Below are 21,541 nucleotides of genomic sequence, written 5' to 3'. Positions count from 1 at the left end.
TGCGTTTTCCGCATGACCCCGCATCGGGCCATATAGGGGCGCTAGCTACACCACGTTCTTCTCGATGATCGGCCGGTTTTCAAGCACACGCGCGAAGCTCAGTGAACCGAGGTCGAGCGTCGCATAGCGGCCATGCAGAATCAATTCGCTGATGCCGCGTCCGGTTGCCGGGCCTTGCTGCAAACCGTGGCCGCTGAAGCCGTTCGCGAAGATGCAGTTTTCGACATCCGGATGATGTCCAATGATCGCGTTCTGATCGAGCACGTTGTATTCGTAATAGCCGGACCAGCAGTTCTGCACGCGCAGCGCCTCGAATTGCGGCACGCGATTCGCGAGCGTCGGCCAGATCACGTCGTCGAATAGCGCGTGATCGACTTCGTCGAGCGGTAAATCGTCGGGGTCGTTATCGGCCGATGGCGACGTGCCGCAGATATAAGAATTGCCTTCGGGCCGGAAGTACACGCCGCTCGGATCGATCAGCAGCGGGCAGCGTTCGAGCCTTGCCGGCGACGTGACGTTGAAGATGCTGCGCCGCCGCGCATAGACGGGCAGGTCGATGCCGATCATCTGCGCGACCTTGCGCGACCACGCGCCGGCCGCGTTGACGACGACATCGCAAGCATAGGTCTCGCCGTCCGCGGTTCGTACCTGCGTGACACGGCTGCCGTCGCGATGCAGCGCGGTGACGTCGGCCGCGACATAGCGCGCGCCGAGCGCTCGCGCTTTCTTGCGCAGCGCCTGCACGAGACCGTAGCCGTCGAACCAGCCCTCGCCGCTTTCGCCAAAAGCGCCGGCAACGAGATCGTCGGTATTGAGCCAGGGGAAGCGCGTTTGCAAGCCATGCGTGTCGAGCAGGCTGATATCCGCGCCGAGGCTTGTTTGCAGCGCGTGATTGTCGCGCAGCGTCGCTTCACCGGCCGATGTCGCGAGAAACAGGTAGCCGCCTTCGTGCAGATCGATCGACGGTCGCGTGCCGTCGACTTCCAGCCGTTCGCCGATCGAGCGCAGAAACTCGATGCCGAACAGCGACATCTGAATGGAAAGCGGCGTAGAAAATTGCTGCCGGATCGACGCCGCCGACAAGGCCGACGACGAACGCGCATAGGTCGGATCGCGTTCGATCACCGTGACGCCGACTGTCGGATCGGACAGCCGCAAGAAATACGCAATCGAACTGCCGATCACCCCACCGCCGACGATCACGACTTTCGAACTCACGTCTTACTCCACGAGTAACGTGGCCGCTCCGGAACGCCGGGCGGCGCAAACGGATTGCTATCTGCAACGCGCGGCCGTGGCGCGCCTGACGGCGACGTCACGCATGCGCGCGTCAGTCGAGGTTGAAGTCGATACCCTGCGCCAGCGGCAGCGCCGACGAGTAGTTCACGGTATTGGTCGCGCGACGCATATACGCCTTCCACGCATCCGAACCCGACTCGCGGCCGCCGCCCGTTTCCTTCTCGCCGCCAAACGCCCCGCCGATCTCCGCGCCGCTCGGACCGATGTTGACGTTGGCGATGCCGCAGTCGCTGCCCGACGCGGACAGGAAGCGCTCAGCTTCGCGCAGGTCGCTTGTGAACACGCACGACGACAGACCATGATGCGCGGCATTGTTCGCCTCGACCGCATCGGCGAAGTCGGCATAGCGCAGCACGTATAGAATCGGCGCGAAAGTTTCCTTCAGCACGACCGCCGTTTGCGACGGCATCTCGACGATGGCCGGACGCACGTAGTAGCCGCCCTCATAACCCTTCACGTCGACGCGCTCGCCGCCGAACACCTTGCCGCCCTCGGCCTTCGCCTGCTGCAACGCCTCCTGCATGCGGTCGAACGCTTGACGGTCGATCAGCGGCCCCATCAGCGTGCCCTTTTCGAGCGGATTGCCGATCGGCACGCGGCTATACAGCTGCTTCAGACGCTCGACGGTCTTTTCGTACACGCTGTCGTGCACGAACAGACGCCGCAGCGTCGTGCAGCGCTGACCGGCCGTGCCGACCGCCGAGAACAGGATGCCGCGCATCGCGAGTTCATGGTCGGCCGTCTGCGCGACGATGCCCGCGTTGTTGCCGCCGAGTTCGAGCAGCGAGCGGCCGAAGCGCTTCGCCACTTCGACGCCGACCTTGCGCCCCATTTCCGTGCTGCCCGTCGCGCTGACGATCGACGCGCGCGGATCGGCCACGAGCTTTTCGCCGACGTCGCGGCCGCCGATGATCAGCGCCGCGAGGCCAGCCGGCGCATCGCCGAATTCCTTCAGTGCATCTTCGAGAATCTTGTTCACCGCGAGCGCCGACAGCGGCGTCTTTTCCGACGGCTTCCAGATCACCGCGTTGCCGCACACCAGCGCGAGCGCCGCATTCCACGACCACACCGCCACCGGGAAATTGAACGCGGAGATCACGACGCAAGTGCCGAGCGGATGCCACGACTCCGCCATCCGATGCGCCGGGCGCTCGGACGCGATCGTCAAACCGTACAGCTGGCGCGACAGACCGACCGCGAAATCGCAGATGTCGATCATTTCCTGCACTTCGCCCATGCCTTCCTGCAGGATCTTGCCGGTCTCCAGCGAAACGAGGCTGCCGAGCGCGTGCTTCTGTTCGCGCAGCCGATTGCCGAGCAGCCGCACCAGCTCGCCGCGGCGCGGCGCCGGCACGTTGCGCCATACGGCGAACGCGTCTTTGGCCCGGGCGAGCGCCGCGTCGACCTCGGCCGCCGTCTGGCTGGCCACATGGCCGATGAGCGCGCCGGTGATCGGCGAATGAACCGCGATATCGCCGGCTTGTGCGGCGTGGGCAATGCCGAGATCGGCAAGGATGGTGGACGCGTCCATGTGAACCCCTTTAATTTCCGATGCGAAACAAGAGTAAGTTCGGAAACTATACACGCGGCTTTTTACGGCGGCAAGGAGGTGCCTGGGGAGTGAAATACCGGTTGACAAAAGGTAGCGTTGTTTCCAGAAGGAAACTTGGTCAAGCTCCAGACGCGTGTGCGAAGCCCGCGCGTCAAGCGTCAAGCATCGGTCGCGCCGTCCCCCTCCGCCGCCGCCGTCAACCGGTCGACCAGCACGCGCGCGAACGGCGGCAAGTCCTGCAGGCTGCGCACGCAGATCTTCAGCTTACGCTCGGCCCACGGATCGTTCAGGCCGACGATCGCGATCTGCATCGTCTTTCTGTGCCGCAGCGCGACCGATTCCGGCACGATGCCGATTCCGACACCCGCCTCGATCATCCTGCAAGCGGCCTCGAAGTTGCCGACCTGGATGCGAAGCTTGAGACGCGCGCCGAGCGCATCGGCGGCGCTCATGATGAATGCGTGGATCGCGCTCGACGTCGGCAGGCTGACGAAGTTCGCGTTCAGCACCTGCGAGAAATCGACCGACGCCTGCCTCGCGAACGGATGCTCGCACGACGTCACGAGCACGAGCCGATCGTCGCGATACGGCAGCATCTGCAGATGCTCGGCATGCACATTGCCCGCGACGATGCCGATGTCGGTCGCGCTGTCGGCGACGCCCTTGACGATCTCGCCGCTCAGCACTTCGCGCAGATCGATGTTCACGTCCGGGTGGTCGCGCAGAAAACGGCTCAGCACGGCCGGCAGGAACTCGCTGATCGCGGTCGTGTTGGCCCAGATGCGCACGTGGCCCTTGATGCCATCGCCGTACTCCTGCATATCGCCGGCCAGATGCTCGACGCGTTCGAGCACGAGCCGCGCATGATGCACGAAGGCCTCGCCCGCGGGTGTCGGCGTCACGCCCTGGCTGGTTCGATAGAGCAGCTTGATGCCGAGCTGCTCCTCGATATTCTTGACCCGGTTGCTGGCGGCCGGCGCCGACAGGTGTGAACGCTCCGCCGCACGCGCGAGGTTGCGCGTGTCGGCGATGTGCATGAGCAGGCGTAAATCGACGAAATCGAAGTGCATGATGAAAGCTGCTAGCGAAGCATGGGCAGGACAGACTTTCATCTTAACCAGGTGTGGTGAAAATTTAGCCGGGGAAAGATCCGAATCGACGGCCTCCCTTCATGCGCGTACGGCCTATGCCGACTCTTGCATCATCTCCGCTTGCGGTATCAGCTCGGCATCGGGCGAGATCTCTTCGAGCGTCTGCTGGCTCGTTTCGATGCGCAGCGCGAGAATCGCGATGCTCAGCAGCAACAGCACGCCACCGACCATCGTCAGCACACCCGTCACGCCGAACTGCGTGTAGAGCAGCAGCGCGACATACGGTGTCGACATCGACGCCGCGCGGCCGCACGTGCCGGCCACGCCGGTGCCGCGCAAGCGATGCGCGGTCGGAAACAGCTCGGGGATATAGCCGAACAGGCCGAGCGTGCAGACGGTGTAGATCGTCGTGACGAGCGCGAAGCCGACGACCGCGATCGGCACCGGCGCGCGCATCTGCACGTAGACGAAGCCGAGCACGATCGTTGCAAGCGAGAACAGCACGATGCCGTTGCGCCGCCCTAGGCGGTCCGTCACGAGATAACCGACCACGGCGCCGGCCGGCGCGCCGAACGACATCAGCAGCACGAAGCCGAGCGACTGCACGATGGTCAGGCCTTCCTTGACGAAGAACGTCGGCAGCCACGCCACGAAACCGTACAACGACATGTTGATCGCCATGCAGGTCAGCGCGGCGACCAGCGTGCGGCCGATCATGCCGCGCGCGAACAGCGCCGAGAACGGCGCGGCCGGCACCTCGTGACTGACCACGCGCGCGACCGGCGGCAGCTTGCCGACGCGCGCCTCGACCTGTCGCTCGATCGCCGCGACGGTGGCCTCCGCCTCTTCGAGCCGGCCAACCGTTTCGAGCCACCGCGGCGACTCCGGCATCCGATGCCGCAGGAACCACACGACCATCGCGCCGACGCCCGCGATCGCGAACATATAGCGCCAGCCGAGATGCGGAATCACCCAATAGCCGACCGCGGTCGCGCCGAGCAGACCGGAGTTGATGATCAGCGCGAGCAACGCGGTCCAGCGGCCGCGCGTGGCGGGTGGCACGAATTCGCACAGCGTGCCGGCGGCGACCACGAGTTCGGCGCCTAGGCCGATGCCCATGATGAAGCGCAGCAGGATCAGCCAGTAGATGTCCGGCGCGAAGCAGGCGGCGAGCGATGCGAGGCCGAAGATCGCGAGATTGGCTTGATACGAATAGCGTCGGCCGAAGCGGTCGCCGAGATAGCCCGACAGGCCCGCGCCGATCATCATGCCCATGAAGGTCGCGGAGATGAAGAACGAGCCGAGGCGCAGATCGGTGAAGCCGGTTTTGACCATCGCCGCGAGCGCGCCGTTGGCGAGGTAGATGTCGAAGGCGTCGAGGAAAGCGCCTGCGCCGATCAGGCCGAGGATGTTCCAGTGAAAGCGGCTGATCGGCAGGCGGTCGAGGCGTGCGCCGGAGTTGATGGGGGCGGGCAAGTTGTGTCTCCTGTATTTTTAGGCGGTGCACGGGCGAGAGGCTCGCGTGCGCGGAACAGTTCTGCGAGGCTGCCTTCGTTGGATGCGGCGGCTCGGGGCAGAGCGCTGAACGGCCGTGGTTGGATCGTGCGGGCCGTTGGCTTCAAGAGTGCGTCAGGCGACGTGGGGTGGGAATTGGGTTTTTTGGAGGTGAGTGTTCCGGTTTGATTAAGGGATGAAAAAGAAGCGATTTGCATACCTGAAAGGCTGCAGCGCATCAGAGTCTGGTACTTCATTTCCAGGAATAAATTCTTCCCAAAAATCGGACTACGGCCTACTCTGTCGATGTACTCCCCCCGCATGTTGACCGGCCATGCCCATTTCAAAGCGGCCCGATATCGAGCTTCGGAGCCGGTCGCACCGGATGATTTGAATGTAGACGTGCGTGCTGTTCAGGAGAACACACGGGGGCATTCAGGTAGATTCTCGGAGGCAGAATGGTTGATGACTGGTCCTGCACGATGCGGACGATCGTCGACGAAATCGCCGCAAGCGTCGCGATCGTCGCGCGCGATGAGAGGGGGCAGCTGGTGGTTTCCGCCTGCAACGATCATTTCATGCAAATGACGGGCGGCAAGCGCAACAGCATCAAATCGTTCCCGGCGTCATTCGACACGCTGATTCCCAATTACGCCCGAACCGAATTTCGTCAGAAGCTCAGCGAATGCTTTGAATCCGGCGTCGCCCGCGAACTCGAGCAGGCTTATGACCTGAGAGACGGAACCCACTGGTGGCGCCTGTCGTTGAAGCCGCTGCGGCACAACAGAGGCGCGAACTCGGTGATCGAAATCATGGTGACGGGTCTCGAGATCACCGCAAAGATGGAGTTGATGCACGAACTGGAAGTCAGCACGTCGCGTTTCCGCTCGGTGGTGGATGCCGCCTATGACGCGATCATTACGATCGACCAGCAGCACTGCATCACTCTCTTCAATCGCGCTGCGGAAAACCTTTTCGGCTATTCGGTCGAAGAGATGGTGGGGCACCCCATCACGGAACTGCTGCCCGAGCGCTATCGCGCCAATCACTCCCAGTACGTCCATCAGTTCGCCCGCTCGCCGGTGCGCTCGCGGCAAATGGACGAGCGCAACCGCATCTATGGGCTGCATCGCGACGGCTCGCTGCTGCCCGTCGAAATCGCGATCTCGAAGATCAACGTGGGCGGCCTGATCGAATTCACCGCCGTGATTCGCGACATCGCCGATCGCGTCCAATTGATGGATTTGCTGCAGAAGCAGGCCGTGACCGACGAGCTGACCGGCCTGCCCAACCGAAGGGAATTCGCGGACACGGTCGAGAACCTGCTGGGGTCGGACAGCAAGCTTTCGATCTTTCTCCTCGATATCGACTACTTCAAGAAGATCAACGACAGTTACGGACACGACATTGGCGACGAAGTGCTGCGCGTGATGGCCAAAGTCGTCATGAACGCCGATTGGCGCATCGGCGTGTTTGCCCGCTGGGGCGGCGAGGAGTTCGTCGCCGCGCTGCCGGGCCTCGATATCGAACAGGCGACGAGCGTGGCCGAAGACTTGCGCCAGACGATCGAGCAGCAGAACTTCGAACATCCGTGGCGGCTCGGCAAGCCGATTCCATTTACGGTCAGCATCGGCGTGACCGAGCGCCAGCCTGGTGAGGATGACGTCGACGCCATCGTCAAGCGCGCGGACCTGGCGCTGTATCGCGCCAAGGACAGAGGGCGAAACCGCGTGGAGGTTGGTTAATGCAGGCCGTTTGAGTAACGGCCGCTCACGAGTGAGCGTTTGCCAACTCGACGACGAACTCCAGAAAGGCACGCGTCTTCGCCGGAACGTGATGGCGTGACGGGTAGCAGGCGTACAGGGGATAGCGCTCGTCAGGCCAGTCGGGAAAGAGATTGATCAGCCGCCCTTCGGCAATCAGTTGCTCGGCACCGAAAAGAAGCATCTGCGCGACACCGGAGCCAGCGAGGCACGCATTCAGTAGCGCGCCAGGATCGTTCACCGTCAATCGCCCGCGCGGTGCAATCACAGTTTTCTTGCGTTTGCGATGGAACTCCCAAGGGAACGGCTTGCCTGTCTCCGAATTGCGGAATTCCAGGCAACGGTGACCTGGGCCTTCGAGATCTTCCGGCTTTGCCGGGCGCCCACGTCGTGCGACGTACGACGGTGCGGCCACCGTGACCACGGCCGTATCGAGCAGCTTGCGTGCGACGAGGGAAGATGTCCTCGGCTCGCCGAACCGCAACGCGAGATCAAAGCCCTCGAGAACCAGATCGCCGAGATGGTCGCGCGCGATGAACTCGATTTCGAGCGCAGGATGCGCGTCCATGAAGTGGTCGAGGCGTTGCCCGAGTATCGCCCGGTAACACACCGGATCGAGGTTGACCCGCAGCTTTCCCCGCACCGCCGATGCGCCGCCAGCCGCGGCCACGGCGGCTTCCTCCAGCCCTGCGAGGTGCGGCATGACCTGCTCGTAAAAACGGCGGCCCTCGTCCGTCAGGGACACGGACCGCGTAGTTCGATTGAAGAGCCGGATCTTCAATCTCTTTTCCAGCCTTGCAATCGCCCGGCTCACACCAGGCGGCGACATTCCGATTACTTCCGATGCAGCCGCGAACGTACCGGCGTCGACTACCGCCGCAAACACGCTGATGCCGCTCGAAAAATTTTCGATCCTCGATTTCATGGTCGCGCGAATCAAAGCAGGTGACTGAGCTGGCATTATCGCCGGCTCAAGCCCCGTCGCGTCATTTATACGGCTGTCTGATTCTGCGCGGCCACTTCTCCACCGTCGGCCCGAGTGACGGTGTCGCTGCGATCCGTCCTCGTATTGATGAACCATGCGGAAACCGAAGCCAGCAAGAAGCAGCCGACGAAAAGGTGGAACACGACATTGAAGTCGTTATTCGTGCTGGTCAGGATGTAACCGACGATCAGCGGGGAAAGAAATCCTGCCAGCTGACCCGCTGCGTTGACAAAGCCGATTGCCGATCCGACGACCTTGTTCGGCAGCGCGACGTTCGGGATCGTGTACAACGAACAGCCGGCCATGGTCGAGAAGAAATAGCCGATCGTCTGATAGAACACCGCCGTTTCCACGGTCTCCGCATGGGCCGTCAGATAGGCAAAGATGGCGGCCACGATGCAGCCGAGGACGACAAGCAATTCGCGACGATTGCGGAAGAACTTGTCGGAGAGAAGGCCCGTGATGCAATAGGCAATCGTGCCGACCAGAAATGGCACCGACGCCATAATGCCCATTTTGGCCGTCGAAAGGCCGCGCGCTTTCAGCAGATACGTCGGGAACCAGCTCATGATTCCCCACGAGGCGATGCTGAATACGAACAAGGTGACAAAGCACCACCAGACCAGCGGCGTTTTCACCAGTCCAGCAAAATCCGCTTTGCCGGCAGAGCCAGACTGGGCCTTTTCGCTGGTGCCGATTTCCTCTAGTTCGATATTCGAAACGTGCTTGCTATCCTTCGGGCTGTTTCTGATATAGATCCAGCCGAATATCGCCATCGCGATACCGGGAATGAACAGACTCGTGAAAATCGCGCGCCATCCCCACACGGCCATCACGGCCGCCACGAACAGCGGAGCCAGAGCGGGTCCCAGCGCATTCGTGGTCATCATCAGCCCGGTCGCCCGGCCCAATTCGCGCTTCGGGAACCATGCCGACAGTGCCTTGAACGCGGCCGGAGGAAAGAGCGCTTCGCCGACGCCGAATGCGACCCGCACCACCAGCATCAAGCCGAGCGAATTGCACAGTCCGGTAAGCGCGGTGAAAATCGTCCACCACGTGATGCCGATCGTCGTCATCAGCCGCGGGCCGAATCTGTCTGCAAGCAGGCCGGCTGGAATCTGACATAGCGCGTAGCTGAAGAAGAACGCACTCAGGATTCCTCCCATTTCCATCGCCGACAGATGAAACTCGGACGCAATAAATGGAATAGCCGCTGCCATGATCATTCTGTCCATGTAACAGAGCAGATAGATCGCGAACAGAATCAGCAGCACGAGATAGCGATGTCTCCAACGAAAGCGCATGAGGTCTTCCTTATTATCAAGCGACAGCGGTGAAACGAAATCCGAGCTCTAGCCGGTCAGTTGACGATATGAGAACGACTTGAAGTCGGCAGGTTCGCGAAAGCCCAGCATGTCGTTGACGGTGATACCAGTGAAAGCCCCCGTGAAGCCGATTGGGGTGGCATATTCATCGCTGAGTTTCGTGAAATCCTTTGCCAGTCCGAGGTCCTTCCAGTCACCGTGTGCCACGCGATAGAAGAAACTCAGTTTCGCGTCTACGACGCGAATCCGCAGGTCGATCCCGGTGGACTCGGGCAGCGTCGCCAGTCGATTGCTATAGGCGAAGCTGCCCGCATCCATTTCCATATAGGACAGGATTTTCGTGCCGTCGTCGTCGCGCGTGACGAACAGGTAGTAAAAGGTGTTTTCGTCGTAACGCGCCATGAGCCCAGCCATGTGCAGATATGACTTGGGCGAAAATTCCAGCGCCGTTTCGACCTCGAACTGCCAGTCACGGATTCGACAGGCCAGCATGCTTTGATGGAAGCGCGAGGTTGGTGACTCTTGCCCCCTTATCCGCAGATAGCCCGGACGGTCGTGAAGATTGCACCAGTCGTCGCTAATGGGAATGCGCAGACTCTGCAGTTCCAGCGGCAGCGCGGCGCATTGTCCGAAATCGATCGCCCAACTGCTGTCGAGCCTTTGCTCGATATCCGAGTCGATCGCAAAAGATTCGGCGGGGACCACTCCGCCAGTGGCGAGGTGGGGCCAGTCGGCATGCCATTCGATCGGGGCGATGCAGGTCTCGCGGCCTAGCGGCGAGCGCTTCGTTTGCGCATCGATTGGTCTCGATCCGAGGTACGTCATGTACCACCGGCCGTTCGGACCCTCGACTAGATTGCCGTGGCCGGTCCGCTGGATCCGTCCGTTCGCGTCGCGCGACGTGAGCATCGGCGTGTCTGGATGAAACTCGTATGGACCGAAGATATCGCGGGACCTGGATACGCACGTTGCATGCGTATAGCCTGTGCCGCCCTCCGCCGTGATCAGGTAGTACCAGTCCCCCCTCTTCAATAAATGGGGAGCCTCGTATATCTGACATTTCATGAAGTAATCGGTCTTCAGGTTGGCGCCTTTGTAAATGACGCGCTCTTCACCGATCAGCTTTTCCTCCTGCACCGAGTATTCCCGCAGAACGATTCCGACGAAAAGATCTTCGTGGATTCCTCTGAAGTCGCGCCGGATATAAGCGAGCCACTTTCTGCCGGATTCGTCGTGGAACAGCGATGGATCGTATCCACCGGAGACGAGATGGACGGGCTCCGACCAGGGTCCGGCGATGTCCGGGGCGGTCACGAGGTAGTTGTGCATGTCGCGCAGCGGGGAAATCTTCTGTTCGCCTTTCCATGCCTTGGTGTCGGTATAGACGAGCCAGTAAAGACCGTCGTGATAGGACAGGGCTGGCGCCCAAATGCCTCCGGACGGCTGCTCTCCGATCAGGTTCAATTGCGACAACCTGTCCAGAGGCGTGGCCTTGAGTTCCCAGTTGACGAAGTCTTTCGATTCGTAAATGAGAACGCCCGGATACCATTCAAACGTTGAAACCGCGATATACCACGCATCCTTGCCACGGCATATACAAGGGTCCGGGTTGAAGCCGCGCAGAACTGGATTTTGAATAGTACTCATCGGGAAGATATTTTTCTGACGTGCTGAAAGGAACAGATCTTTTTGCTTTTCGGCGAACATTGTTACCGTTAACAATTCAATCTAGCATGTGATCTGCTAACTATTCAAGTGCGATGATGGGAGGGTATTCCCTTGGGTGAGGTGCTTACTGGTACGTCGTCCGAATGACCAGCAGGCGATGTAGGAATCCTGCTACGAGGGCACGACGAAAACGGCGTTGTCAGAAGCTCTCGGAGTCGCCCAAAACTCTCCGCGCCCGCAGGATCACCGGCATATCGACCATCTTTCCATCCACGGCGACTGCCCCGCCATGGCTCGCCTCGACAGCCGCAAGCACGCGTCGCGCCCACTCCACGTCAGCGTCACTCCATGCATATGCGCGGTGCACCGCCTCGATCTGCTTCGGATGAATGCAAAGCTTGCCGCCGAAACCAAACCGCCGCCCGCGCCGTGCATCGGCTTGCACCGCATCAGCATCGGTAATGGCCGTCGATACGCCATCCACCGGCGCACCGATGCCGGCCAACCTCGACGCAAGCACGATCTGCGAGCGAAACGGATGCAACTCCTCGCCATCCCCATCGATGCCGAGATCGACCTGAAAATCCAGCGTGCCGAACACGAGACGCGGCACGCGCGGCGCGCCACATAGCTCCGCAAGATTCGCAAATCCGCGCGCAGTCTCGACAATCGGCAGTACGCTCAATGCCGGATGCGCGTTCTCCAGCACCGCGCAGATCTGTTCGCGCGTCTCAGCCTTCGGCAGCACGATTCCGGCGACGCCGTTCTGACCAACGAGGGCGGCAACGTCATCTGAAAACCAAGGCGTATCCGAGCCATTGATACGCACCCACACGGCCCGCGATGCGTTAGCCGATACCGCAGCCACCACCGCCGCGCGCGCTGGCACTTTCTGATCCGGCTGCACCGCGTCTTCCAGATCGAGAATCACCGCATCCGCGCCGGCCGCATAGGCCTTGTCAAACCGCTCAGGCCGATTCCCAGGCACGAACAGATATGACCGGGGCAGCGCGCTCATGCCGCCACCATCGTGCGCGGAGTTGCATCGAATACCGGGCCAATCTGCGCCACTTCGGCAACACCCCACGCCCGGCGAAGCAGTTGCGCCGCTTCCTCTTCACTAGCCGCACCCGAGAATGCCGCCAGCCGATGCAGCTTCATCGCAATCTCGTCGCCCGACAACGTGTTCCCTGGATCGCCCTTCGGCTCATCGACACGCCCATCGAAAACACGGCCGTCGGTCGTGGTCACCGTGACCTTGCCTATCCAGCGCGCGGGATAGGCGGCGTCGACTTCAGCGTCGAGCGTCATCGTGACCTTGTCGCGAAACACAAGGATTTCGCTCGCGTCGAAACCCTGCTCGAATTCGGTCATGCCCGCATAGCCGTGATGCGCGACGAGCCCGAGCACCGTACCCATGTTGAACTTGGCCTGATGCACGGTACGCGGCGCGATCACGGGACCGAGCACATCGATCGCGCCTTGATGCACGTGCGCGACGACCTTCGCGATGTCGCGCGGCGCGAGACGATGCGCCCGCACCACAGCGAGCAGCGCATCGGCGGCCGGATGCGTATGGCGGCACGCCGCGTGATATTTGAACGACGTCTCCGCGGTCGCCCAGCGGCTGCCAAGGCGATCGACGAGGCGAGCCGGATCGGCATCGCTCGACATGCCCGCGGCCATGCCCTGCGCGCCTTCGAGAATGTGCGTCGCACCCTTGAAGCCGTCGGCGGCGAGTTGCGCGGCCATCAGGCCGTTCGCGGCGGCCATCGCGGTGTGAAGTTGCTTCGAGTCGGCGGCGTCGCGCAGAAATTCCCACAAGCCGCTAGCCTGTGTGCCCGCCGAGCCGAACGCATCGAGCATCTGCAACGGCGCCAAGCCCAGCAATCGTCCTGCAGTTGCCGCCGCCGCGAGCGTGCCGACCGTGCCCGTGGTGTGAAACACCTTGTAGTGCGAGCGCCCGAGAAATTCGCCGATGCGAATGCCGACCTCGTATCCCGCCACGGCCGCCGTGATGAAGTCGCGCCCCGACGCTCGCTTTGCCTGTGCCAACGCGAGCGCAACCGGAAACACCACGGTCGCAGGATGAAACACCGAGCCATTGTGCACGTCGTCCTGTTCGGCGAAGTGCGATGCCGCGCCGTTGATCATCGCGGCGAAATACGGCGTCGTGCGGCCGCGATCGATCAGTACCTCGCAGAGGTCCTCGTTCGTCGCACCGGCCGCCGCGCGCGCAAACCGAGCGATCGTCTCGACGGGGCGTGCGCCTTTGCCTGCAAGCGCCGAGCCGAGCCAATCGACGTACAGGTTGACGGTCCGCTCGACGACCTCGTTCGGGATACTGTCGAAGTCGAGTTGCGCAGCGAAAGTGGCGAGCGTGAGACTGGGATGGTCGTTCATGAGTGTCGTGTGCCGTGTGATGCCAGGTTGCATCGGGGTTCGTTCGGAATACCGGCTTGTCATCCCGCATCACATGCATGCGGGCGCGAACCGAAACAGGCTTACGGAATCAGATCGTGCCGGCCGCGCGCAGCGCGTCGATGCGCGCATTGTCGTAACCAAGCTCGCGCAGAATTGATTCGGTATGTTGACCAAGCGTAGGTACAGGGTCCATCCGAGGCTCGATGTCGGAAGGCAAACCCGGAGGCCGCAATGCCGGTATCGTGCCCGCTGCCGTGCCGACTTCCTGCCAGCGCTCGCGTGCCTTCAGTTGCGGATGCGCCCACACGTCCGCGAGCGTATTCATCTGCGCGTTCGCTATGCCTGCCTGATCGAGTCGCTCGATCACCTGCGCGGCACTCAGCTTCGCGAACGCCGCGACGATCACCTCGCGCAATGCATCGCGCGCCGCGGTGCGTTTCGAGTTCGATGCGAAGCGTTCGTCCGTTGTTAGCTCAGGCTGTTCGAGCACGCGCTCGCAGAACAGCTTCCATTCGCGTTCGTTCTGCAGGCCGAGCATGACCGTCTTGCCGTCGCCAGCGGGAAACGGACCATAAGGATAGATCGTTGCATGCGCGGCGCCCGCGAGCGCGGGCTGCGACTGACCGTCGATCGCGTAGTAGAGCGGATAACCCATCCACTCGACCATGCTCTCGAGCATAGACACGTCGATACGGCAACCGCGCCCCGTGCGTCCCCGCTGCAACAGCGCGCTCAGGATGTTCGAATAAGCGTACATGCCCGCCGCGATATCCGCGATCGAGCAGCCCGCCTTCGCTGACGCGCCAGGAGAGCCGGTGATCGACAAAAAGCCGGACTCGCTTTGAATCAGCAGGTCGTACGCCTTCTTGTCGCGATACGGACCGTCCGCGCCGTAGCCGGAAATATCGCAGACGATCAGCTTCGGATACTTCTGGCTCAGCGTGTCGTAGCCGAGGCCGAGCCGTTCGGCCGCACCCGGTGCGAGGTTCTGCACGAGCACGTCGGCATCGGCAACCAATGCATCGAGAATCTCCGCCGCCGCGGGCTGCTTCAGGTCGAGCGAAAGACTTTCTTTCGAGCGATTGGTCCACACGAAGTGCGACGACAGCCCATGCACGCGTTCGTCATAGCCGCGCGCGAAATCGCCGACGCCGGGCCGTTCGATCTTGATCACGCGCGCGCCGAGATCGGCCAGTTGACGCGTGCAGAACGGCGCGGCGATCGCGTGTTCGAGCGTGATGACCTTGATACCGTCGAGTGGTCTCATGATGTCCGCCAGCGGGTCAGAACGAACGCGGCAGCCCGAGGATATGCTCTGCCACGTACGAGAGAATCAGATTGGTCGAGATCGGTGCGACCTGATACAAACGCGTTTCGCGAAACTTGCGCTCGACGTCGTATTCGCACGCGAAGCCGAAGCCGCCGTGAAATTGCAGGCACGCATTGGCCGCTTCCCACGACGCGTCCGCAGCGAGCAGCTTCGCCATGTTCGCTTGCGCGCCGCACGGTTGATGCGCGTCGAAACGACGTGCCGCTTCGAAGCGCATCAGGCTCGCTGCCTCGACGTTGATGAACGAACGCGCGATCGGAAACTGCACGCCCTGGTTCTGCCCTATCGGCCTGCCGAACACGACGCGCTCCTTCGCGTACTCGGTGACTTTATCGACGAACCAGTAACCGTCGCCGATGCACTCCGCGGCGATCAGCGTGCGCTCCGCGTTGAGGCCATCGAGAATGTATTTGAAGCCTTGCCCTTCCTCGCCGATCATATTCTCGGCCGGGATTTCGAGGTTGTCGAAAAAGAGTTCGTTGGTCTCGTGATTGACCATGTTCAAAATGGGCTGCACGGTCAGGCCATGACCGATCGCTTCGCGCAGATCGACGATGAAGATCGACATGCCCTCCGATTTCTTCTTCACGTCCGCGAGCGGTGTGGTGCGCGCGAGCAGGATCATCAGGTCCGAGTGCTGCACGCGCGAGATCCACACCTTCTGACCGTTGATCACGTAACGGTCACCGCGCCGTTCGGCGGTGGTCTTGATCTTCGTCGTATCGGTGCCGGTGCTCGGCTCGGTCACGCCCATCGATTGCAGACGCAAGTCGCCGTTCGCGATCTTCGGCAAATACTTGCGCTTCTGTTCTTCCGAACCGTGACGCAACAGCGTGCCCATGTTGTACATCTGCCCGTGGCACGCGCCCGAGTTGCCGCCCGCGCGATTGATCTCTTCCATGATCACCGACGCTTCCGTGAGCCCGAGCCCCGAGCCGCCGAAGTCCTGCGGAATCAGCGCGGCGAGCCACCCGGCCTTCGTCAGCGCGTCGACGAACTCTTCCGGATAGCCGCGCGCCTCGTCGATCTTGCGAAAGTACTCGCCGCAAAACTGCTGACACAGATCGCGCACGGCCTCTCGAATGTCCTGGAACGAATCGTGTTGCGTGGTTTGCATAATCGAGTCTCGTGGAAGTCAGGCGAGCGCGGCGGTCGCGCGCATGGTCAGATAACCTTCGTGGTCCTTCGCCCACAGGTCGATGGTCTTGCCGTCGGCGGCGGGCTTGCCGCATACCGTGAACGGCTGATCCGCGAAGGTCGGGCGAAGCGCGCGAAACGCGAAGCTTTGCAGCGTCGCTTGCGGCAGTTCGCGGCGCACGAGATCGACGAGCAGCGTCGCGATCAACGGGCCATGCACGACGAGGCCCGGATAGCCTTCGACTTGCGTGACATAGGGATGGTCATAGTGAATGCGATGGCCGTTGAAAGTCAGCGCCGAGTAGCGGAACAGCATCACGGCATCGGCGTCGATCGTGCGGCGCCACGTTTCGCCTTCGGGCGCGGGCGCCGGCTGTTGCGGCCGCGCCCCCTCCTGCGGCGCGTCGCGATAGACGATGTCGTGCTCCTCTTCGAGCTTCAACTCGCCATCGACTTCGATCGTATGTTGCACGGTGACGAACACGAGGCGGCCCGAACGGCCGGTCTTGTCCTCGATACTGGCGATCGTCGACGTGCGCCGCGCATGCTCACCGATCTTCAGCGGCGCATGAAACGTGAGTCGGCCACCCGCCCACATGCGGCGCGGCAATGGCACGGGTGGCAGAAAACCGCCACGCTTCGGATGTCCATCGGGACCGACTTCGGATAGCGGTGCGACCGGCAGAAAGTACAGCCAGTGCCACAACGGCGGCACGGTGTCGCCGCTTTCCTCGCGATCGAGCGTGGCGGCGAGCGCCGCTATCGGAAACGCGGTGATGTCGTCTTCGGCCACCGCCTCCTTGTTGAGCCAATCGTCGAGCTTCTGTGGGGCAGCGGACATGGCGGAGTCTCCTGGTTTAGTGTGTTGGTCCTCGTTAGGGCCCACTATGACCGACGCGCTGTGTGCCGCGAAGTTCGATTTTCCGAAGCGGGCCTTTGGCTTTGGTTAAGACGTTAGGCCTAGCGCGCGGCGCTGACAATCTGTTTTCGGCGCGATCCGATGTGGCCTCGCCTGGTCGCATTTGCGCGCCGCAACGATGCTCCTTCACCTGCTCGCTTATTTGAGCCCGAGCCGTTTGGCCAGCCGATTCAGATTCGCCCGGTCCAGCCCTAGCTCGCGCGCGACCGCCGCCCAGTTTTGCCTATTGCGGATCAGCGCTTCGAGAACGAGATTGCGTTCGAACTCGGTGACCGCGCTGCGAAAGTCTTTCGTCTCGCTTTCCTCGCTCTGCGCGGCTGTTTGATTGGCTTCTTGATTCTGTGCGTCGGACAACGCGAAGTCCGCGGCCGTCAACGTCAGAATACGGCGGCGCTCACGACTGGCCGCCAACGCCTTCAGCGCACTGCGCCCGATCAGATGCTCGAGTTCGCGCACATTGCCGGGCCATGAGTAGTGCAGCAACGCGGCCTGCGCGTCGGCCGCAAGACGCAGACTCAGCAAACCGAGCCGCGAGCGATTGTCTTCGAGGAAGAAGCCCGCCAGCAGCAGCACGTCGCGGCCACGCTCGCGCAACGGCGGCACGCGCAGCGGATACACGCTGAGGCGATGATAGAGGTCGGCGCGAAAGCGGCCCGCGCGCACTTCTTCTGCGAGATCGCGATTGGTTGCGGCGATCAGCCGCACGTCGACTCTGTGTTCGTGGTCCGAGCCGATGCGCTGCAACTGGCCGTTCTGCAGCACGCGCAACAGCTTCGCCTGCACCGCGAGCGGCAACTCACCAACCTCGTCGAGGAAAATGGTGCCGCCGTCGGCGAGTTCGAACTTGCCGCGCCGGTCCGCCGACGCTCCCGAAAACGCGCCGCGCACGTGCCCGAACAACTCGCTCTCGACGAGCGTATCGGGCAATGCCGCACAGTTCAGGCTGATCAGCGGCTTGTTCGCGCGCGGCGACAGCGCGTGGATCGCGTTCGCGACCAACTCCTTGCCGACGCCGGTCTCGCCGGTGACGAGCACGGTCAGATCGCTGGCGGCCACCACCTCGATCTCCTTCACCATCCGGCGGTGCGCATCGCTGCTGCCGATCAGCTCGCGCCGGCTCTCGCTGCTCGCCAGCCGATAAGCTTCCGCGCGACGCTGCGCCTCTTCGCCATTGCGCGCCAACGCGTCGATGCGTTCGACGACGCTGACGGTCGCGGCCGCGAGGCCGAGAAATGCTTGCAGCGAAGCCATGTCGAGCGTGTTGAAGCGCGCCGGGTCGAGTGCGTCGAGCGTGAGCAACCCCCAAGGCTCGCCGCGGATGAACAGCGGACACCCCAGACAGTCGTGCACTTCGAGATGCCCGGCTGCCATGCCTTGCACGAGTCCATCGTAGGGATCGGGTAGATCGGAGTCAGCCGCGAAGCGCGTCGGCCCTGGCTGGGCCAGCAGTTCCTGAAAGCGCGGATGCTCGGCGACGCGAAAACGCCGCCCGAGCGTATCGCTGCTCAAGCCGTCGATCGCGAGCGGCACCAGCGTATCGCCTTCCAGGCGCAGCAATGCGGCCGCGTCGCCAGGAAACAGCGAGCGCAGCGCGCTGAGCAGCCGCCGATAACGCTCGCGCTCGGACAGCTCGCGCGACAGGTCGAGAATCAGCGGGGTAAGAACGTCGAGGACCGCCTCGGCAGTCAAATCGACTGCGGGTCGAGTCTTTTCGACTAGGGTCGAATGAACCATCTTATTTGCCAGATCGTTGATCTGAACGCATTTTATACCTGGCACGATTTGTGGATAGTAGAGGCAGTCTGCCGAAACCGGCTGTGACACTCGCTGATAGACAGACGCTCACACAGACTCTCACCAGGACTTGAAAATATGCTATCCGCCGAACACCGCGCCATTATCAAAGCAACCGTGCCGCTCCTGGAAAGCGGCGGCGAGGCGCTCACCACGCACTTCTACCGCGTGATGCTCAGCGAGCATCCGGAAGTGCGCCCGATCTTCAATCAATCCCATCAGGCGAGCGGCTCGCAGGCGCGTGCGCTGGCCAACGGCGTCGTGATGTACGCACGCCATATCGATCAGCTTGAGCAACTGGGCGGGCTCGTCGCGCAGGTCATCAACAAGCACGTGTCGCTGAACGTGCAGCCTGAGCACTATCCGATCGTCGGCAAGTGCCTGCTTAGCGCGATTCGTGAAGTACTCGGTGCGGACGTCGCAACCGACGCCGTGATCGAAGCGTGGGCCGCCGCGTATCAGCAACTCGCGGATCTGCTGATCGGCCTCGAAGAGAAGATCTACTCCGAAAGCGCAGCAGCTCCCGGCGGCTGGCGCGGCACGCGGCTGTTCCGCGTCGCGCGCAAAGGGCGTGAAAGCGACGAGATCACGTCGTTCTATCTGCGTCCCGATGACGGCGGCGAATTGCTCGCGTTTAAGCCGGGGCAGTACATTGGCGTGCGTTTGATGATCGACGGCGAAGAAGTGCGTCGCAACTATTCGCTGTCAGCAATGAGCGATGGTCGCGAATATCGCATCAGCGTGAAACGCGAACCGAATGGAACTGTGTCGACGTACCTGCACGAGCAGATGAAGGAAAACGACACGCTCGAACTGTTCGCGCCGGCCGGCGAATTTACGCTGCAACCCGGCGACAAGCCGTTGGTGCTGATCAGCGGCGGCGTCGGTATCACGCCGACGATGGCGATGCTGCAAGCCGCGCTGAAGACCAATCGTCCGGTGCATTTCATTCACGCGGCCCGTCATGGTGGCGTGCATGCGTTCCGCGGCGCGATCGATGCATTGGCCGCGCGCCACCCGCAACTGAAGCGCTTCTATTGCTACGAGCAGCGCCGTGACGGCGATGCCGACGCGCACGCAGTCGGTTACGTCGACGAAGCGAATCTGAAGAAGTGGTTGCCGGAAACGCGTGACGTCGACGTGTATTTCCTCGGGCCCATCGCGTTCATGAAGGCGATCAAGAAAGGCCTGAAGGCGATCGGCGTGCCGGAATCGCAGAGCCGTTATGAGTTCTTTGGGCCGGCTGCCGCGCTCGAATAACGCACTCGAGTAATCGACGAGTACTTGCCCTCTTTGGATCGTTGCGAAGCGTATTCGAAGACGGGCATCTTGTGGTTTCCATCACGCCGGTGGGTTTGGCCTCGTAAGAAGCGGGCCCAGTCTGCCGCGCGTTCTAACGCTCCCTTCTGCGGCGAAATGCCCACCAGCCTGTCAGTCCGGTAAAGCCGGCGACCAGCAGCACCATCACCCAAAATCCATGCTTGTTCTCGGCGAGCGGAATGCCACCGACGTTCATGCCGAAGAAACCGGCAATGATATTGATTGGCATCGCAAGCACCGTGACGAGCGTGAGCGTGAATAGCGTGCGGTTGTTCTGCTCCTCGAGGCGCGAGGTGATTTCTTCCTGCAGCAATCTAACCCGCTCGATCAATCCGGCCACGTCCGAAAGCACGACCGAGAACTCCTCCGTCGATTCACGCAGATCCTGCACGTCTTCCACGTGAAGCCAGCGAGGCGGCCTCGCCAGCAAGCGGAAAATCGCGCCCGGTTCGGGTGCCAGCATCCGCTGCAGACGTGTCAGCGTGCGACGCATCGCGCCGAGGTCGAGGCGGTTTTGCGTCGGCCGTTGCGACAGGAAGCGATCCTCGATTCGATCGACGTCGGCGCTGGTTCGGCGGACGATCTGCACGAGCAGGTCGGCCTGGTCGCGCATCAAATGAACGAGCAGTTCGGCAGGCGACCTGAATACTTCCCCTTGCCGTACCGACGCGCGCAAACGGTCGACCGAGCGCAGCGGCTTCAGCCGCGCGGTGACGATGAGTCGCTTGTTTGCGTAGATCCACAGCGTCGCGATTTCGGACGGGATGAACTCGAGGTTGAACATGACGTCGTTGACGACTGCGCGCAGTGCGCCGTCCGCATGCTCGATCCGCGTCGAATGCGAGCCTTCGCGCAAGGCGTCGAAAAACGCTTCGGGCAGATCGAGTTGCGTGCGCATCCAGCGCTCGCTCGCGCTATGCGCGAGATTGAAGTGAAGCCACAGAAACTCGCCAGCGTCCTCTGCGGTAGCGTCGGCATCGTCGTCGCGCTCGCGAAACCAGTCGATGACTTCGTCCGCGTCGATCGGCCGTCCGGCAAGCGTCGGCGAAAACCGGAAACCGCAGACCATACCCGACGAATCCGCGCCGTAGGTTTGCAATGCCAGATCTGATTTCATAGGGCGTTCAATGCCAGCGCTTCCGAAAGGAATCCGTGAGCATAGCGCGAACGATTGAAAGAGAGTTGACGCGCGCATTTTCCGGCGTCGTATTGTCGAATTGCGGCGGCTGGCTTGTCACGGAAACGTCACCCCTGCCGATGACGGCCACGTAAACGCAAAAACCCCACCGCTGCGGGTGGGGTTTCTGGCTTTGGGGGGAGCCTGACGATTACCTACTTTCACACGGGCAATCCGCACTATCATCGGCGTGGAGTCGTTTCACGGTCCTGTTCGGGATGGGAAGGGGTGGGACCGACTCGCTATGGTCATCAGGCATGACG

At 62.1% G+C, this 21,541-nt stretch carries 16 protein-coding genes and 1 rRNA gene; 2 read left to right on the top strand and 15 right to left on the bottom strand.

The window, feature by feature from the left end; genetic code table 11:
- Nucleotides 1-45: 45 nt before the first annotated feature.
- From AB3X95_RS38610 to AB3X95_RS38595, 4 genes are all read right to left on the bottom strand, one after another.
- A complete protein-coding gene (locus AB3X95_RS38610; protein WP_184228995.1) occupies nt 46-1,218 on the bottom strand; it encodes an FAD-binding oxidoreductase in 1,173 nt (390 codons plus the stop codon).
- 112 nt (nt 1,219-1,330) lie between these two features.
- On the bottom strand, nt 1,331-2,830 hold the full coding sequence (locus tag AB3X95_RS38605; protein ID WP_368623982.1) for an aldehyde dehydrogenase family protein: 1,500 nt from the start codon (nt 2,828-2,830) through the stop codon (nt 1,331-1,333).
- A gap of 179 nt (nt 2,831-3,009) precedes the next feature.
- Nucleotides 3,010-3,921, bottom strand: coding sequence for a LysR family transcriptional regulator (locus AB3X95_RS38600; protein WP_368623981.1), 912 nt, complete (start codon nt 3,919-3,921; stop codon nt 3,010-3,012).
- Nucleotides 3,922-4,035: 114 nt separating this feature from the next.
- Complete coding sequence (locus AB3X95_RS38595) at nt 4,036-5,418, bottom strand: MFS transporter (protein WP_368623980.1); 1,383 nt, start codon at nt 5,416-5,418, stop codon at nt 4,036-4,038.
- A gap of 476 nt (nt 5,419-5,894) precedes the next feature.
- On the opposite strand from AB3X95_RS38595, the gene AB3X95_RS38590 reads away from it, so the two are divergent.
- Nucleotides 5,895-7,181: a diguanylate cyclase gene (locus AB3X95_RS38590; protein ID WP_368623979.1), complete on the top strand. Its 1,287-nt coding sequence runs from the start codon at nt 5,895-5,897 to the stop codon at nt 7,179-7,181.
- 25 nt (nt 7,182-7,206) lie between these two features.
- On the opposite strand, the gene AB3X95_RS38585 is transcribed toward AB3X95_RS38590, so the two are convergent.
- The 9 genes from AB3X95_RS38585 to norR all read right to left on the bottom strand — a co-directional run bounded on the left by AB3X95_RS38585 (nt 7,207) and on the right by norR (nt 18,721).
- Nucleotides 7,207-8,124, bottom strand: a complete 918-nt coding sequence (locus tag AB3X95_RS38585) for a LysR family transcriptional regulator (protein ID WP_176369627.1) — start codon at nt 8,122-8,124, stop codon at nt 7,207-7,209.
- Between the two features lie 65 nt (nt 8,125-8,189).
- Nucleotides 8,190-9,488, bottom strand: a complete 1,299-nt coding sequence (locus AB3X95_RS38580) for an MFS transporter (protein WP_176369617.1) — start codon at nt 9,486-9,488, stop codon at nt 8,190-8,192.
- Nucleotides 9,489-9,536: 48 nt separating this feature from the next.
- Nucleotides 9,537-11,216 carry a glycoside hydrolase family 43 protein gene (locus tag AB3X95_RS38575; RefSeq protein WP_368623978.1) on the bottom strand — a complete coding sequence of 560 codons (1,680 nt, stop codon included), beginning with the start codon at nt 11,214-11,216 and terminating at the stop codon, nt 9,537-9,539.
- Nucleotides 11,217-11,376: 160 nt separating this feature from the next.
- Nucleotides 11,377-12,195: a CoA ester lyase gene (locus AB3X95_RS38570; RefSeq protein WP_184228990.1), complete on the bottom strand. Its 819-nt coding sequence runs from the start codon at nt 12,193-12,195 to the stop codon at nt 11,377-11,379.
- Complete coding sequence (locus AB3X95_RS38565) at nt 12,192-13,580, bottom strand: MmgE/PrpD family protein (RefSeq protein WP_184228989.1); 1,389 nt, start codon at nt 13,578-13,580, stop codon at nt 12,192-12,194. Before AB3X95_RS38565 ends, AB3X95_RS38570 begins: the two co-directional genes overlap by 4 nt.
- A 109-nt stretch (nt 13,581-13,689) precedes the next feature.
- The gene (locus tag AB3X95_RS38560; protein ID WP_176369614.1) at nt 13,690-14,868 is read right to left on the bottom strand and encodes a CaiB/BaiF CoA-transferase family protein; all 1,179 of its coding nucleotides are present in this window, start codon (nt 14,866-14,868) and stop codon (nt 13,690-13,692) included.
- A gap of 16 nt (nt 14,869-14,884) precedes the next feature.
- Nucleotides 14,885-16,048 (bottom strand): acyl-CoA dehydrogenase family protein, encoded by a 1,164-nt coding sequence (locus AB3X95_RS38555; protein ID WP_176369613.1) that lies wholly within the window; start codon nt 16,046-16,048, stop codon nt 14,885-14,887.
- A gap of 18 nt (nt 16,049-16,066) precedes the next feature.
- On the bottom strand, nt 16,067-16,909 hold the full coding sequence (locus AB3X95_RS38550) for a MaoC family dehydratase N-terminal domain-containing protein (RefSeq protein WP_368623977.1): 843 nt from the start codon (nt 16,907-16,909) through the stop codon (nt 16,067-16,069).
- Nucleotides 16,910-17,125: 216 nt separating this feature from the next.
- Nucleotides 17,126-18,721, bottom strand: a complete 1,596-nt coding sequence (gene norR, locus AB3X95_RS38545; protein WP_176369611.1) for a nitric oxide reductase transcriptional regulator NorR — start codon at nt 18,719-18,721, stop codon at nt 17,126-17,128.
- 138 nt (nt 18,722-18,859) lie between these two features.
- Here norR and hmpA point away from each other — a divergent pair, with 138 nt between their 5' ends.
- On the top strand, nt 18,860-20,041 hold the full coding sequence (gene hmpA, locus AB3X95_RS38540) for an NO-inducible flavohemoprotein (protein WP_368623976.1): 1,182 nt from the start codon (nt 18,860-18,862) through the stop codon (nt 20,039-20,041).
- A 133-nt stretch (nt 20,042-20,174) separates the two neighbouring features.
- Here the strand turns inward: hmpA and AB3X95_RS38535 are convergent, their stop codons facing one another.
- Together AB3X95_RS38535 and rrf are read right to left on the bottom strand one after the other, a co-directional pair.
- On the bottom strand, nt 20,175-21,218 hold the full coding sequence (locus AB3X95_RS38535) for a transporter (RefSeq protein ID WP_368623975.1): 1,044 nt from the start codon (nt 21,216-21,218) through the stop codon (nt 20,175-20,177).
- A gap of 202 nt (nt 21,219-21,420) precedes the next feature.
- Nucleotides 21,421-21,534 (bottom strand): 5S ribosomal RNA (gene rrf, locus AB3X95_RS38530).
- Nucleotides 21,535-21,541: the final 7 nt, after the last annotated feature.

This window comes from Paraburkholderia sp. BR13444, from assembly GCF_040948755.1.
In the GTDB taxonomy this organism is placed as follows: Bacteria; Pseudomonadota; Gammaproteobacteria; order Burkholderiales; family Burkholderiaceae; genus Paraburkholderia; species Paraburkholderia youngii.
This window is presented reverse-complemented; position numbering and strand designations above follow the sequence as displayed.

Coding starts and splice junctions, on each gene's coding strand:
- AB3X95_RS38560 (WP_176369614.1), bottom strand. CDS start 14,868: ATGAGACCACTCGACGGTATCAAGGTCATCACGCTCGAACACGCGATC.
- AB3X95_RS38555 (WP_176369613.1), bottom strand. CDS start 16,048: ATGCAAACCACGCAACACGATTCGTTCCAGGACATTCGAGAGGCCGTG.
- AB3X95_RS38600 (WP_368623981.1), bottom strand. CDS start 3,921: ATGCACTTCGATTTCGTCGATTTACGCCTGCTCATGCACATCGCCGAC.
- AB3X95_RS38570 (WP_184228990.1), bottom strand. CDS start 12,195: ATGAGCGCGCTGCCCCGGTCATATCTGTTCGTGCCTGGGAATCGGCCT.
- AB3X95_RS38605 (WP_368623982.1), bottom strand. CDS start 2,830: ATGGACGCGTCCACCATCCTTGCCGATCTCGGCATTGCCCACGCCGCA.
- norR (WP_176369611.1), bottom strand. CDS start 18,721: ATGGTTCATTCGACCCTAGTCGAAAAGACTCGACCCGCAGTCGATTTG.
- AB3X95_RS38575 (WP_368623978.1), bottom strand. CDS start 11,216: ATGTTCGCCGAAAAGCAAAAAGATCTGTTCCTTTCAGCACGTCAGAAA.
- AB3X95_RS38580 (WP_176369617.1), bottom strand. CDS start 9,488: ATGCGCTTTCGTTGGAGACATCGCTATCTCGTGCTGCTGATTCTGTTC.
- AB3X95_RS38590 (WP_368623979.1), top strand. CDS start 5,895: ATGGTTGATGACTGGTCCTGCACGATGCGGACGATCGTCGACGAAATC.
- hmpA (WP_368623976.1), top strand. CDS start 18,860: ATGCTATCCGCCGAACACCGCGCCATTATCAAAGCAACCGTGCCGCTC.
- AB3X95_RS38535 (WP_368623975.1), bottom strand. CDS start 21,218: ATGAAATCAGATCTGGCATTGCAAACCTACGGCGCGGATTCGTCGGGT.
- AB3X95_RS38550 (WP_368623977.1), bottom strand. CDS start 16,909: ATGTCCGCTGCCCCACAGAAGCTCGACGATTGGCTCAACAAGGAGGCG.
- AB3X95_RS38585 (WP_176369627.1), bottom strand. CDS start 8,124: ATGAAATCGAGGATCGAAAATTTTTCGAGCGGCATCAGCGTGTTTGCG.
- AB3X95_RS38565 (WP_184228989.1), bottom strand. CDS start 13,580: ATGAACGACCATCCCAGTCTCACGCTCGCCACTTTCGCTGCGCAACTC.